Below are 13,339 nucleotides of genomic sequence, written 5' to 3'. Positions count from 1 at the left end.
CCATCCGGCGTAGCCGGCGTCGCCGAGTGCCGTCAGCACAGCGGGAGCGTCGACGAGACCGGCGTCGCTCCCGAACTCGAAGAACCAGCGTTCGATCTCACGGCCCGCGTTCCCCTGCAGGAGGTCGACTTCCGCACCCGGAAGCAGGTAGCCCTCTTCCTCGTCCTGGAAGTGGGCGTCCTTGAGATGGACGTGCCCGATGCGGGCCGCGTGGTCGCGGACGACCGAGACCGGGTCGACGCCCGCCACGACGAGATCCGCGGTGCTGAGCGACAGGTCGACGAGGGCGCTGTCGGTGAGCTCGAGCAGCCGCGCGATGCCGTCGGCCGAGCGGAGGGGAGAGGCAGTCGATGTCGACGGCCACGCGCACCCCGTGATCCTGCGCGGCGGCGCCGAGCCGATCGAGCACCGATGCCACGGCGGCGGCGTCGAACCCGGAACCCAGTCGTCCCGCCGGTTCCGTCGCCCGCACGACAATGCGCTCGCAGCCGAGCTCGGAGAGTAGCTCGAGGTAGGTCTCGGCGGCGCGGAGGATCGCGCCGTGGTCGGCGGGGCGCGACGTCGAGCGCAGCTCGAAGCCCTCCTCGGCCGCCGGAGCCGACGGATCCCAGGTGAGGCTGGAGACGGCGTCGATCCCGCATTCCGCGAGCCGGTCGAGGAAGCCTGCGGCAGAGCCGTAGTTGAGGCGCAGGTGCTCCGGCCGGCCCAGGTTGCTCCAGCGTCCCGTTCCGGCCCACAGCTCGACGGCGCGGAACCCCGCCGCGGAGACCGTCTTGAACGCGCGTTCATGTTCCTCGAGGCGCACGAACGACGTGGGGGACTGGCGCCACTGATTGAGGGCGTACGACCAGCCCGCGGTCATCGCGCCGCTCCTGCCCTGGCGGAGGCGAGCACGTTGTCGATGTACCACTTCGCCACCGCTGTGGACTCCGCGAAGTCACCGCCGCCGAGGTCGGCCTTGTCGTGCTCGACCGTCAGCCATCCGTCGAATCCGCTGTCGAGGATCTCCCGCATCAGCGCGGGGAAGTCCACGAGCCCGCCCGGCGTGCCCATCTCGTAGAACCAGCGCGGGACGCCGGTGGCCATGAGCTCGGCGTCGGGTGGGGTGCGGTACGCCTCGAAATCGTCGACGTTGTGGGTGTCCTTGAAGTGGAAGCCCCGGCAGCGCTCGCGGTAGCGGCGGAAGAGAGCGAGAGGGTCGACGCCGGCGATCGTGTGCTGAGCGGTGTCGCAGAAGAAGCCCACCAGGTCGGGATCGGTGTGCTCGAAGAAGAGCGCCAGCTCCTCCTCGGTGCGGATGGCGCCCCAGAACTCGAAGTGGCAGCCGAGCGCGAGCCCGCGCTGTGCGAGAAGCGCGCCGACGCGATTCCAGAGCTCGGCCGTGACCTTGATGGTCTCGTCCGTGACGGGCTCGACGTGGAAGTACGTGTTGGTCGGCATGACGATGACGTTCTCGACCGCGGAGCCCTCCACCGCCGCTGCTGTGCGCTCGAAATCGGCCACGATGCGGTCGTGGGTCTCACGCCGATGCGGTGCCGCGAAGTCCGTCGCATACGGGTAAGCCGAGAAGACCCCCGTGAGACCGGCGAAGCCGTGGTCCTGGAGCACTCGCTCGAATGCGCCGACCGACCCGTAGAGCCCGGCGTACACGGGGAGGGCGAAGCTGAAGGTGTCGAAGCCCGTGAACTCGAGCGCCTCCAGCTGGCGCAGATACCGCTCGGTGTGCTTCCGGTTGAAGGACGGCTGTCGCGGCCCTTGCGGTGTCCGGGTGATCCAGTGGTCCATGTAGGACCAGCGCTTCCACGTCATCGTGCTCCCTCGTTCTCGTCTGCAACACTACCTACCGGAGTAGGTAGTTGCGCAATCGAAAGTGGAAGGTCGGCAGCCTGGCGAGGTTCAGGCGGTCTTGCGCCCGGCGCGACGGAGCGGGCGCTTGGCGGCCGGCTGCTCGGAGGCTTCCGTGGCGGGCGCTCGGTAGGTCTCCAGAGCCTGGAGGCCGGGGCCGTACGCCTCGACGAGCATCGGACCGAAGTCGGCGTAGACCTGCTGAAGGTCGATGTCGTGGCGAATCATGCCCTTCACCGCGGCGATGATGGCGGTGTTCGCGGTTCGGACCCCTCCCATTCCTCGCCGTCGACCGCGACCGCGGTGACGCCTTCGAGGGAGTCGGCGACGAGGGCGAGATGGCGCGCCTGGTGATGCCGGTAGATCGCGCGGTCGGTGCTCGCGTGGCGGAAGATGCGCATACCCTGCTCCTCGCGCCCCGCTGCGCCGAAGTCGAGGAGGATCACGTCGACCCCGCGGCGGACCGCCTCGCGGAGCGCGGGCATCAGCTCGTCGAGCTCGTGGGGGAGGTCGAGAGGTAGACGCGACGCTCGGCCAGATCGATGAGCTCACGAGCCGCGGCGACCACGCGGTCGCGTGTGCGGAACCCGCGAACCTTGACGGAGGGGAGGTGTGGTCGTCGTGATGGATGGCCTTCGCGGCCTCGGCCGCCGCCTCGTGACTGCGACGGAACTCGCGGGCGAGATCTTCGAGGACCTGATCGGGGAGTTCGCGGCGAAGACGGCGGGGTCGTCGGCGATCCGCTGAGCGACGCCTCGCCGCTCGAGGCGCCGCAGAGTCTCGTACACCTTGGGCTGAGGCACGCCGGTCACCTTGGCGACGCCGTATCCGGTCAATCCCTCCGTGCCGATCAGTCCCACGTAGCACTTCGCCTCGTACTGGCTGAAGCCCAGTTGGATCAGCGCGTCGAAGAGCTGCTGGCGGGACCCCGTCATTACCGTCTCATCAGTCATTTCGACCTCCTCGGTGCCAGTATAGGCAGATGGTCATTACCCGTGTAGTTACCCCTTAGAGGGTCGTCATCGGCGCTCGACGATCATGGCCATCCCCTGACCGCCGCCCACGCACAGTGTGACGAGGCCGATAGTCCCGTCGATCTCCTCCAAGGTCGTCAACAGGGTCGTCAGCAGGCGGATCCCGCTCATGCCGAACGGGTGCCCGAGGGCGATCGATCCGCCGCGCAGATTGACCTGCCGATCGATGTCCATTCCTGTGTCGCGCGCGGTCGCGAGGACCTGAGCGGCGAACGCCTCGTTGAACTCGATGGCGTCGACGTCCTCGATCGCCATCCCGGCCCGATCGAGCGCCCGGCCGACCGCCTCGATCGGCCCGATGCCCATCAGCTCGGGGGCGATGCCCGAGACCGCGGTGGCGACGATGCGAGCGCGGACCGGAAGCTGCTGCTCGGCGGCCAGACGATCGCTCACCACCACCGCCGCGGCTGCGCCGTCGTTCAGGGGCAGGAGTTGCCGGCCGTCACCCTCCCGTTCTCCCGGAACGAGGGCTTGAGTGCGGCGAGCGTCTCGAGATCGGTGGATCGTCGAGGGCCGTCATCGATCTCGACGAGGGAGCCGTTGGGCAGTCTGACCGGCGTGACCTCGCGGGCCGTCGAGCCGTCGTCGCGTGCGGCGATCGCCAGGCGATGTGAGCGCAGCGCGAACTCGTCCATCTCCTCCCGGGTGATCCCGTAGAGGTCGGCGACGTTCTCGGCCGTCTCGCCCATCGCGATGTACATGTCTGCGAGCCCTCCGGGGAGCAGGAGCGGATGCTTGTCCTCGTCCCGCGTGCCGCGACCCGTCGAGCTCGTCGATTCGACGCCCGACGCGAGGATCGCGTCGGCCTCGCCGGCCCAGATGGCATGAGCGGACATGCGCATCGCCTGCAGGCTCGACGCGCAGAACCGGTTGACCGTGGCTCCGGGGATCGAGATGGGGAGCCCGGCGAGCGGCACCACTCGCCGAGCGAGGTTGCCGCCGGCCTTGCCCTCCGGGTAGGCGGTGCCGAGGAGCGAGTCCTGCAGGGTCTCCGGGTCGATCCCTGACTGGCGCACTGCGGACCGAATGGCCGTGGCCGCCAGATCGTCGGGGCGCACCTCGCGGAGCGACCCCTTGCCGGCTCGGCCGATGGGGGTTCGGGTGAGTGATGCGATCAGAGCTTCGGGCATGCGGTGGTACCTCCTACCTACTATGGTAGTTCGTAACCGACCCGACCGATGGAGCGATGATGCCCGTGAACGACGAAGGCTCGCCTGCGTTGCTCGACGTCCGTGACGGCACTGCGCTGATCACCCTGTCGGGGCCGGCGCGGAACGCGCTGGACGAGGCGATGGTGGCCGCGATCTCGGCCGCCTTCGATGCCGCAGAGGCCGACGAATCGGTCCGCTGCGTCGTCCTGACCGGTGCAGGGCCGGCCTTCTGCTCGGGAGCCGTGCTCTCCACCCTGATCGATTCTGCCGAGGGCCGCTTCGACGATGTCGTCGCTGTGTATGAGGGCTTCCTGCGGGTGCGGAGATCGCCGCTCCCGACCATCGCCGCCGTCAACGGGCCGGCCGTCGGGGCCGGGCTCAACCTCGCACTGGCCTGCGACGTGCGGGTCGCGTCCACCCAAGCCCTTTTCGAGAGCCGCTTCCCGGTCCTCCGCCTCCATCCGGGCGGCGGACACACCTGGCTCCTCACTCGGGCCATCGGCCGCCAGCGCGCAACCATGATGAGCCTCTTCGGGGAGGTCCTCGATGCCGAGGTCGCGCTCGGGGCGGGACTCGTCGCCGCCGTCCACTCGCCGGAGACCCTGCTGGAGGAAGCCATGACCCTTGCTCGCCGGGTGGAAGACCTCGAGCGCGACTTCGTCGAGAACCTGACGTCGACGCTGCGCGCGGCCGAGGAGAGTCCCGATCACGAGGGCGTGCTCGCGCTGGAGACGCAGCGCCAGCGCTGGTCCACCACCCGGCCGGCGTTCTTGAGCGCGACCCGGGCCCTGCAGGCGCGCATCGCGGGTCGTGCGGGAGCCGCGCGATGAGCCGCGTCGCCATCGACATCGGCGGCACCTTCACCGATGTGGTCGCGATGGACGAGCGCGGCGACATCTCGGTGGGGAAGTCGCTGAGCACCCCGACTCACCTGCTCGACGGCATCCTCAGCGGCCTCCGCTACTCGGGGACTGAGGTGGAGGACGTCGCCTTCCTCCTGCACGGCAGCACCGTCGTCATCAACTCGCTGATCGAGCGTCGGGGCGCCGAGACCGCGCTCATCACGACGGAGGGCTTCCGCGACGTCTACGAGATCGGGCGGGTCAATCGTCCGGACGCGTTCAACCTGGCCTTCCGCCGTCCTCGGCCGCTGATCCCGCGCCGCCGCGTCTTCGAGGCGCCCGAGCGGATGCGCGCGGACGGGTCGGCTCAGCGTCCGCTCGACGAAGCGGCGATCCGGACGATCGCCGGCCGGCTGCGCGCGGACGGGGTCCAGTCGGTCGCCGTGGCGCTGCTCCACGCCTACCGCAACCCGTCCCACGAGCTGCGGATCGGCGAGATCCTCGCCGAGGAGCTGCCCGGCGTCTTCGTCTCGCTGTCGCATGAGCTGAGCCGGGAGTACCGCGAGTACGAGCGCACGTCGACCGTCGCCGCCAATGCCTTCGTCGGCCCCGTCGTGGCGGACTATCTCGCCTCCCTCGACGACGCCTTCAGGAGCGGTGGCGGAGCGATCGCGATCATGCAGTCCAACGGCGGCCTCGCGGGCATCGAGCGCATCCGGCGGCAGAGCGTGCAGATGCTCGAGTCGGGGCCGGCCGGTGGCGTCGTGGCGACGATCGAGGCCTGCCGTCATCTGGGCTACGAACACGCCATCGCCTTCGACATGGGAGGCACGACCGCGAAGGCCTCGATCGTCCGAGACCTGGCGTTCCCCATCGCGTCCGAGTACTTCGTGGGGGGATACGCCGAGGGACTCCCCATCCGCGTCCCCTGCCTCGACATCGTCGAGGTCGGGACAGGCGGCGGGAGCATCGCGAGCGTCGACATCGGCGGCGGCATCCACGTCGGCCCCCGGAGCGCGGGATCCGAGCCAGGGCCGGCCTGCTACGGCCGCGGCGGCGTGGACGCCACCGTCACCGATGCGAGCGTCGTGCTCGGCATCATCGACTCGAATCAGAGACTCTCGGGGGTCTCAGCCTGCACGCCGATGCCGCCCGCGACGCCGTCGCGTCTGTCGCCGAGCAGCTCGGCATGAGCACTCCCGCAGCGGCGAACGGCATCCTGCAGATCGCGGCCGCCTCGATGGCCACCGCGGTGCGCGCCGTGACCACGGAGCGTGGGCTCGACCCGCGCGACTTCGCGATGTTCGCGTACGGCGGCAACGGCCCCGTGCACGCCTCACTCATCGCCCGCGAGCTGGGCATCACCCGGGTCGTGATCCCCGTGCTCCCCTCGGTCTTCTCGGCGGTCGGCATGCTGCTCGCCGATCTGCGCCACGACATCGTGCAGACGCAGATCCAGCGTCTCTCGGAGCTGGACGACAGCTTCGGCGAGCGCATCGAGGTGCTCAAGGCGGAGTGCACCGCGGCGCTGCGCGAGGGAGGCATGCCCGAGGGGCCGACGAGTCACCTCATCGCCCTCGACATGCGATACGTCGGACAGGAGCACGTGCTGACGCTGCCGGTCGAGGACGGCCGCATCGAGCCCTCCGCGCTCGGGCTCGCGTTCGACGAGGGCCATCGGGCCCGATTCGGACATGCCGCGCCGGGGCAGCCGATCGAGATCGTGAGCCTGCGGGTCTCCGCCGTCCGCGCCATCCCGCGCCGGGCTCCGGAGCTCCTCGCGCCGGGCTCCGGCACGCCCGATGCTGCGGCGCAGCGTCCCGAGCGTCTCGTGCTCTTCGAGATCGGCGAGGGGCCTCGTCCCTGCGCCGTCTACGAGCGAGCGGCGCTCCGCGCGGGTGACCGGATCGAAGGTCCCGCGGCGATCGAGGAGGAGACCACCACGACCCTCCTGCGCCCGGGAGACAGCGCCGTCGTCGACGGCTCCGGCGCACTGCTGCTCGAGATCGGAGCATCCCGATGAACGACCGACTCGATCCGATCACGGCTGAGATCATCCGCGGCAACCTCGTGGGCATCACCAATGAGATGAAGACGAACCTCATGCGGACGGCCTACAACCAGATCATCTACGAGGCGCAGGACTTCACGGTCGGACTGTTCGACGCGGACGGCGAGACCGTCTCGATCGGGCTGGGGCTGCCGATGTTCGTCGGCGGCCTGTCGCATGCGGTGAAGGCCATGATCGAGCACTTCGGGGTCGACGGCATGCACCCCGGAGACGTGCTGCTGACGAATGACGGCTTCCTGAGCGGGAGCCACCTGAACCACATCATCGTCGTGCTTCCCGTCTTCGCGGGAGGCCACGTCGTCGCCTACTCCGCATCGATGGCGCACTGGGCGGACGTCGGCGGCGTGCTCGGCGGCACGACCCACGACATCTACTCCGAGGGCTTCCAGCTGCCCATGGTGAAGATCGTGAAGGCCGGGGTGGAGGACCGGGAGCTGCTCGCGATCATCGAGCTGAACGTCCGCTTCTCGAATCTGGCCCTCGGCGACCTCCGGGCTCAGCTCGCCGCGGTCCGCACAGGGGAGACCCGTGTGACGGAGCTCGCGGCCCGGTATGGGACGGACGTCCTCGAAGCCGCCTTCCGCGCGATGTTCGATGCGAGCGAGCGGAGGGCGCGCGCCGCGGTCCGCGCCATCCCCGACGGCGAGTACCGCGCGACCGCCGAGATGGACGACGACGGAGTGAGGGTCGGGCAGCGGGTGCCCATCGATGTCACGGTGCGCATCGACGGCGACCGGTTCATCGTCGACCTGTCGCGGATGAGTCCGCAGGTGGCCGGCTATTACAACTCGGGCGCGGCCGCGGGCATCTCGGCCGTCCACGTCGCCTTCAAGGCGCTGACGTCACCGACCGAGGGCCCCGTCAACGCCGGCAGCTTCCGGCCCGCCGAGGTGATCCTGCCGCCGGGGACGGTGGTCAGCGCGGAGCGGCCCGCCGCCATGCGCTGGTGGATGACCTACCCGATGACGCTCGTCGACTGCATCTTCCGGGCGCTCGCTCCCGCCGTGCCGGACCTCGCCATCGCGGGTCACCATGCCGACATCGGCGTCGCCACGGCCTTCGGGCAGGACCCGCTGACCGGCCAGCTCTTCGTGTTCGTGCACGCGGCTCAGGGCGGCGGCTGGGGTGCGAGGAGAGATGCCGACGGGGAGAGCGCGACGATCTGCATCAACGACGGCGACACGCACAACACGCCGATCGAGGCGAACGAGGTCAAGCGCTCGGGACTGCTCGCCGTCCGCTACGCCCTCCGCCCCGACTCGGGCGGTGCCGGCGAGCGCCGCGGGGGTCTCGGGACGACCTTCGAATGGCAGGTCGAGACGGACATGCGCTTCAACAGCTCGGTGGAGCGGACCGTGATGGCCCCCTGGGGACTCGAAGGGGGACCCCGGCCCTGCCCAACGCCGTCCGGCGCAGGACGGCCGATGGGCGGATCGCCACGCTGGCGAGCGGCAAGGCGGACTCCCTTCCCCTCGCCCCCGGGGAGTCGTTCATCGTCGAGACAGGCGGGGGTGGCGGCTTCGGCGACCCCCTGAGGCGTCCCGTGAACGAGGTCATCTCCGATGTGGCGGCCGGCTACGTGACCGTGACCGCCGCCCGCGACCTGTACAAGGTCGCGGTGATCGAGGACGCAGGCGGCTACAGCATCGACGAGCGGGCGACGAAGGCCCTCAGGGAGGCACGATGAGCGGGTTCGGGTTCCTGCGGATGAGCTCAGGCGACGGCGAGCGGATCGTCGTCGAACGGGACGGTCGCCACCACGACGTCGCCGAGCTGCTCGGCCGGCCGGTCGGGATCCGAGATGTGCTGGTGGACCGAGAGCTCGTGGACGAGGTCGAGGCAGCTCTCGCCGCCGGCGGTGCCGAGACGTCGGTCGACGGGTGGCGAGCCCTTCCGCCGACGATCGATCGCCCGGCCGTGTTCTGCGCAGGCGCGAACTTCGCCGATCACGTGGCCGAGATGGGGAGACCCCGCTCGTCCGTCCGTACCACTTCATCTCCCCGCCGACGGTGCTCTCCGGCGACGGCGATGCGATCCGCCGGCCCACCGGGGCGGAGTTGCTCGACTGGGAGGTCGAGCTCGTCGCGGTGATCGGGGAGCGCTGCTTCGAGGTCGCCGAAGAGGACGCGCTCGGCGTCCTCGCCGGGTACGCCGTGGGCAACGACGTCTCGGTCCGCGGGCCGCACCTCACGCACCCCATCTTCGGCATCGACTGGGGGGTCGCCAAGAACGCCGACGGCCTGACGCCGGTCGGCCCGGCGCTCGTCCCCGCGCGGTTCATTCCTGACCCGCAGAACCTGGCGATGAGCCTCACCGTCGACGGCCAGGTCCGCCAGCAGTCGTCGAGCGCCCAGATGCTCGTCAGCGTCGCCGCGCAGATCGCCGCCATCACCCGCTTCACGACGCTCAACCCCGGGGATCTGATCCTGACCGGGACGCCGGCCGGAACGGCTCGTGGCCATGACGGCGCGTACCTGACGGACGGCGCCGTCGTGGTCGCCGAGATCGAAGGCGTCGGACGGCTCACCAACACCATCGTCGGCACCCGGCGCGACGGAAAGGACAACAGCGGGAAATGACACACTCCATCAAGCGGGGCGTCAGCCTCTACTCGTTCCAGGAGGAGTACTTCCTCCGGAAGCTGACCCTCGAGGACTGCATCGCGGTGTCGGTCGGCTTCGGTGCCCTCGGGATCGAGACCATCGCGGAGCAGATGATGCCGGGCTTCCCCGACCTGTCCGACGATTTCTACCGCCGCTGGGACGCCTGGCGCGAGCAGTACGGCTTCCAGCCCACCGCCCACGACATGTTCGCCGAGCTGAAGCTGTATCCGGACCGCGCGCGCCCGACCGGCGAGCTCGTCGAGGATCTCAAGAAGGACATCGACCACACCGCTCGTCTCGGCGCCACGGTGATCCGGATCCTCGCCGCGACGCCCGCGGAGGTCGTCGAGCTCGCAGCGCCCTACGCGCGCGACAAGGGGGTGCGGCTCGCGACCGAGGTCCACGCGCCCCGCCGCTTCTCGAGCGACTGGTTCGCGAGCCACTTCGAGGTGGCGGAGCGCGTCGGGCCGGACGTCGTCGGCATCTGTCCGGATCTCGGGATCTTCGTGAAGCGCCTGCCCAAGGTGCTCTGGGAGCGGTCCCTGCGGGACGGCGCGGACTCCGACTTCGTGAAGCGCGTGGTCGACGTCTACGACAGCGGCGAGGACACCTCGACGCTGCAGGACGAGGCCGAGCGGCTGAACCTCGGCCCGCTCGAGCAGGACATCGCGCTGCAGGCGACGCGGTTCATCTGGGAGGAGCCGCGACAGCTTCTCGACTACATGCCGTACATCCACCACGTCCACGCCAAGTTCTACGAGATCGACGACAGCGGCGAGGAATACAGCATCCCGTACCAGGAGATCATCTCCGTCCTGAAGGAGGGCGGATACGACGGCTACCTCTCGAGCGAGTACGAGGGCAACCGCCATATCCAGGACGCTTTCGAGGTGGACAGCGTCGAGCAGGTGCGCCGGCATCAGGAGATGCTGACCCGGCTGCTCGCGGACGAGGACTGAAGGAGACCGACCCGTGTTCGATCGATACATCATTGTGGAGAACAGCCTGCGCAACGTCCGGCAGGGGTCCGACGTCGTCGGCTTCGCCTTCGACGCGCGCTGCGGCTACTACCGCCGGCTCATCCTCTCCATGGTCGAGGAGCTCGACGTCGAGGTGGACGGCACGCCGGTGCCGAGGCAGGACGTCTCCCTGACGGTCGGCGGCCGCACCTACTCGCTCGACGAGATGCGCTCGGAGTACAAGGTCGCGTGGGAGTTCGGCGAACCCGCCACCGTCACCGTGGCGAAGCCGGGAGGGCTCCCGGCCGGACCCCATGACATCCGCCTGGCGGAGCAGCTGAGGATCTCCTATCTGCCGGTGCCGCACACCCCGGTCACCACGCAGACGCTCACGGTGAGCGCATGACCCGCCCCGAGCTGCTCCTCGGCCCCGACGCGGCCGTGGCAGGGGAGAAGGGCCTGGAGGTCCGCATCCGCCAGCCCTGGTACCGCAGCCTGCCGCTCTCGAGCGTGCTCGATGTCGCCGTCGAGCTCGACGGGACGCCGGTGCCCGACGACCGGATCCGCCTCCGGGTGAACGGCCGGGCGCGGCGGATCGCCGAGCTCGCGCCGTGCTGGGACGAGATCTGGTTCATCCAGGACGAGGGCGCGGTCGAGATCGACGGAGCGGCCGGCTCGCCGGGCGACGAGATCGCGGTCGCGGTCGCGATCGAGCTGCGCTTCCCCTACATCATCATCGACGGGGTGGGGCCGCTGACCCGGCGCACGGACGCGCACCGCACCCTCACCGTTCAGGAGGGCCGCGCATGACCTCGACACCCCTGCTGGGAACCACGCTGTACTCGTTCACCAACGAGTGGGTGAGCGCGCGCTACACGCTCACCGAACTCCTCGAGCACGTGGCGGCCGCCGGGATCGGTCCCGGCGTCGAGCTGGTCGGCTTCCAGAGCATCCGGAACTTCCCCAGGCTCGAGACGGCCTTCATCGACGAGTTCCACGAGACCGTCGATCGCCTGGGGCTCGTTCCGACGTCGCTCGCCGCCAACATCGACATCGCGATCCGGCGCGACCGCGACCTGACGACGGAGGAGCGCGTCGACTACACGGCTCCACAGATCGAAGCCGCGCGGCTGCTCGGCTTCCCGGTCGTCCGGATCCAGATCGGCGCCGACCCGGCCACCCTCGAGCGACTGGTCCCGTACGCCGAGAAGGCGGGGGTACGGCTCGGGATGGAGATCCACGCGCCGGAGGGTCCGCTGACGCCGAAGGTGGAGGCGGTCAGCCGGGTGTACGACCGCATCGACTCGGACCTGTTGGGCTTCATCCCCGACTTCAGCTCGACGATGCATCGCATCTCCGCCGGGCTCGCCCAGACCTACCTCGAGTCCGGACTCCCCGCGGACCTGCTGCCGGAGCTCCAGCGGATCTGGGCCGCCGATGGCGGCCAGGGAGAGCGCCTGGGCCAGTTCATCGCCCTGGCGGAGAGCAGGGGCGTGCCGGCCGCCACCGCTTCCGTGGTGGCGAGCGCATTCACCATGAACGGCCACGAGCGGCCCGAGGACTGGGCGGAGCTCATGCCGCGCATCTTCCATGTGCACGCGAAGTTCTACGACATCGACGAGAACGGGGAGGAGCCCTCCATCGACTACTTCCGCAACCTCGGACCGATCCTCGAAGCGGGCTTCGCCGGATCCATCTCGAGCGAGTGGGAGGCGCACTCCTGGACTCCGAACGACGAGCTGGACACCGCGGCGCTCATCCGGCGTCAGCACGATCTCATGCGCCGGGTCATCGCGAAGGTCTCCCGGTGACGGGCACGACCCGCTGGGCCATCGTCGGCACCGGAGGGATCGCCCGTCGGGTGCTCCAGGACCTCCGCCTCACCGAGAACGTCGAGGTCGTCGCGGCCGGGTCGCGCACTCAGGAGACGGCAGACCGGTTCTGCGCCGAGACCGGGGTTCCTCGGGGCTATGGGGACTACGACGAGCTGCTCCGGGACCCGGACGTCGACCTCGTGTACATCTGCACGCCGCACCCGATGCACGCCGACTACGCGCGACGGGCCATCCTCGCGCGCAAGCATGTCCTGGTCGAGAAGCCCATGACGATGTCCGTCGCCGACGCGGTAGAGCTGCGCGACCTCGCTGCGGAACACGACGTCTTCCTGATGGAAGCGCTCTGGACGAGGTTCAACCCCAACTTCCGTCGCGCTCTCGCCATCGCTGCAGACGGGCAGATCGGCGAGCTCCGGCTCGCGCAGACCGGCATGGGCTTCCCGGTGCCGGCGAGCGGTCCGAAGCGGTTCTGGGACCCGGCGCTCGGGGGCGGCGCGCTCTGGGACCTCGGGGTGTACACCCTGTCGATCGTGCACGCCTTCCTCGGCTCCCCGCGAAGCATCTCTGCGGCCGGAGAGGTGCAGGGGGACGGTGTCGACCGATGGGAGGCGGTGACCCTCGACTACGAGGGCGGCGGCGTGGCGGTCGCCGTCTCGTCCATCGTGTTCGCCGTCCCGCCGACCGCCTCCATCGGAGGGACGAAGGGAACCCTCGTGTTCTCCGGCCCCTTCTTCTCGCCCACCGGGGGCACCGTGACGCTCGGCCGCCCCCTGGAGCCTCCTCGACCGAGGACTTCTCTGAGCCCATCGAAGGCTTCGGCTATGTGCCCATGTTCCGCGCCGTGAGCGGTGCGGTGCTCGAGGGCCGGCGCGAGCACCCGTTCCACCCGGTAGCCGCCACGATCGAGGTCCTCGAGATCATGGAGACGGCTCTCGCCCAGCTGCGCCCCGCGGAGAGCTCCGGCCCCGTCGCCCCCTGAGTCGCCCCTCCCTGCCCGCG

At 69.8% G+C, this 13,339-nt stretch carries 19 protein-coding genes and 1 pseudogene; 12 read left to right on the top strand and 8 right to left on the bottom strand.

Going from position 1 to position 13,339, the window contains the following annotated elements; translation table 11 throughout:
- Positions 1-39: 39 nt before the first annotated feature.
- The 7 genes and pseudogenes from QUE51_RS17440 to QUE51_RS18480 all read right to left on the bottom strand — a co-directional run.
- Positions 40-789: pseudogene (locus QUE51_RS17440) on the bottom strand (hypothetical protein); the annotation flags it as partial.
- 69 nt (positions 790-858) lie between these two features.
- Positions 859-1,809 (bottom strand): sugar phosphate isomerase/epimerase family protein, encoded by a 951-nt coding sequence (locus tag QUE51_RS17435; protein ID WP_286277578.1) that lies wholly within the window; start codon positions 1,807-1,809, stop codon positions 859-861.
- Positions 1,810-1,896: 87 nt separating this feature from the next.
- Positions 1,897-2,082, bottom strand: a complete 186-nt coding sequence (locus QUE51_RS17430) for a hypothetical protein (RefSeq protein WP_286277577.1) — start codon at positions 2,080-2,082, stop codon at positions 1,897-1,899.
- Entirely contained in the window at positions 2,079-2,330 is a 252-nt protein-coding gene (locus QUE51_RS17425; RefSeq protein WP_286277576.1) for a phospholipase D-like domain-containing protein, read from the bottom strand. Before QUE51_RS17425 ends, QUE51_RS17430 begins: the two co-directional genes overlap by 4 nt.
- Before the next feature lie 63 nt (positions 2,331-2,393).
- The gene (locus QUE51_RS17420) at positions 2,394-2,798 is read right to left on the bottom strand and encodes a TrmB family transcriptional regulator (protein ID WP_286277575.1); all 405 of its coding nucleotides are present in this window, start codon (positions 2,796-2,798) and stop codon (positions 2,394-2,396) included.
- A gap of 66 nt (positions 2,799-2,864) precedes the next feature.
- A complete protein-coding gene (locus tag QUE51_RS18485) occupies positions 2,865-3,272 on the bottom strand; it encodes an acetyl-CoA C-acetyltransferase (protein ID WP_434017222.1) in 408 nt (135 codons plus the stop codon).
- A gap of 26 nt (positions 3,273-3,298) precedes the next feature.
- Entirely contained in the window at positions 3,299-4,009 is a 711-nt protein-coding gene (locus tag QUE51_RS18480; RefSeq protein ID WP_434017221.1) for a thiolase family protein, read from the bottom strand.
- 89 nt (positions 4,010-4,098) lie between these two features.
- On the opposite strand from QUE51_RS18480, the gene QUE51_RS17410 reads away from it, so the two are divergent.
- Genes QUE51_RS17410 through QUE51_RS17390 form a run of 5 tightly spaced genes read left to right on the top strand, consistent with a single transcriptional unit; the run spans position 4,099 to position 8,630 of the window.
- Complete coding sequence (locus tag QUE51_RS17410; RefSeq protein WP_286277574.1) at positions 4,099-4,860, top strand: enoyl-CoA hydratase-related protein; 762 nt, start codon at positions 4,099-4,101, stop codon at positions 4,858-4,860.
- Entirely contained in the window at positions 4,857-6,065 is a 1,209-nt protein-coding gene (locus tag QUE51_RS17405) for a hydantoinase/oxoprolinase N-terminal domain-containing protein (RefSeq protein ID WP_286277573.1), read from the top strand. The genes QUE51_RS17410 and QUE51_RS17405 overlap by 4 nt, the downstream gene beginning before the upstream one ends.
- Complete coding sequence (locus tag QUE51_RS17400) at positions 6,008-6,895, top strand: hydantoinase/oxoprolinase family protein (RefSeq protein WP_286279459.1); 888 nt, start codon at positions 6,008-6,010, stop codon at positions 6,893-6,895. The genes QUE51_RS17405 and QUE51_RS17400 overlap by 58 nt, the downstream gene beginning before the upstream one ends.
- Entirely contained in the window at positions 6,892-8,478 is a 1,587-nt protein-coding gene (locus QUE51_RS17395; RefSeq protein WP_286277572.1) for a hydantoinase B/oxoprolinase family protein, read from the top strand. Before QUE51_RS17400 ends, QUE51_RS17395 begins: the two co-directional genes overlap by 4 nt.
- An 8-nt stretch (positions 8,479-8,486) precedes the next feature.
- Complete coding sequence (locus QUE51_RS17390; RefSeq protein ID WP_286277571.1) at positions 8,487-8,630, top strand: hypothetical protein; 144 nt, start codon at positions 8,487-8,489, stop codon at positions 8,628-8,630.
- A 26-nt stretch (positions 8,631-8,656) separates the two neighbouring features.
- Here QUE51_RS17390 and QUE51_RS17385 read toward each other — a convergent pair whose 3' ends face one another.
- Positions 8,657-8,893 (bottom strand): hypothetical protein, encoded by a 237-nt coding sequence (locus QUE51_RS17385; RefSeq protein WP_286279487.1) that lies wholly within the window; start codon positions 8,891-8,893, stop codon positions 8,657-8,659.
- Between QUE51_RS17385 and QUE51_RS17380 the strand changes: the two genes are divergently transcribed.
- The 7 genes from QUE51_RS17380 to QUE51_RS17350 are packed head-to-tail and all read left to right on the top strand — an operon-like array spanning position 8,824 to position 13,319.
- The gene (locus QUE51_RS17380; protein WP_286277570.1) at positions 8,824-9,522 is read left to right on the top strand and encodes a fumarylacetoacetate hydrolase family protein; all 699 of its coding nucleotides are present in this window, start codon (positions 8,824-8,826) and stop codon (positions 9,520-9,522) included. The genes QUE51_RS17385 and QUE51_RS17380 overlap by 70 nt on opposite strands.
- Positions 9,519-10,505 carry a sugar phosphate isomerase/epimerase family protein gene (locus tag QUE51_RS17375; protein WP_286277569.1) on the top strand — a complete coding sequence of 329 codons (987 nt, stop codon included), beginning with the start codon at positions 9,519-9,521 and terminating at the stop codon, positions 10,503-10,505. The genes QUE51_RS17380 and QUE51_RS17375 overlap by 4 nt, the downstream gene beginning before the upstream one ends.
- A 13-nt stretch (positions 10,506-10,518) precedes the next feature.
- On the top strand, positions 10,519-10,911 hold the full coding sequence (locus tag QUE51_RS17370) for a C-glycoside deglycosidase beta subunit domain-containing protein (protein ID WP_286277568.1): 393 nt from the start codon (positions 10,519-10,521) through the stop codon (positions 10,909-10,911).
- The gene (locus QUE51_RS17365) at positions 10,908-11,315 is read left to right on the top strand and encodes a C-glycoside deglycosidase beta subunit domain-containing protein (protein WP_286277567.1); all 408 of its coding nucleotides are present in this window, start codon (positions 10,908-10,910) and stop codon (positions 11,313-11,315) included. Before QUE51_RS17370 ends, QUE51_RS17365 begins: the two co-directional genes overlap by 4 nt.
- Positions 11,312-12,316, top strand: a complete 1,005-nt coding sequence (locus QUE51_RS17360) for a sugar phosphate isomerase/epimerase family protein (protein WP_286277566.1) — start codon at positions 11,312-11,314, stop codon at positions 12,314-12,316. The genes QUE51_RS17365 and QUE51_RS17360 overlap by 4 nt, the downstream gene beginning before the upstream one ends.
- Entirely contained in the window at positions 12,313-13,185 is an 873-nt protein-coding gene (locus tag QUE51_RS17355) for a Gfo/Idh/MocA family protein (RefSeq protein ID WP_286277565.1), read from the top strand. Before QUE51_RS17360 ends, QUE51_RS17355 begins: the two co-directional genes overlap by 4 nt.
- Entirely contained in the window at positions 13,170-13,319 is a 150-nt protein-coding gene (locus QUE51_RS17350) for a hypothetical protein (protein ID WP_286277564.1), read from the top strand. Before QUE51_RS17355 ends, QUE51_RS17350 begins: the two co-directional genes overlap by 16 nt.
- Positions 13,320-13,339 lie beyond the last annotated feature (20 nt).

Source organism: Naasia aerilata, from assembly GCF_030296595.1.
Lineage (GTDB): Bacteria > Actinomycetota > Actinomycetes > Actinomycetales > Microbacteriaceae > Naasia > Naasia aerilata.
The sequence above is the reverse complement of the archived record's forward strand: the minus strand, read 5'-3'. Positions and strand labels throughout refer to the sequence as shown.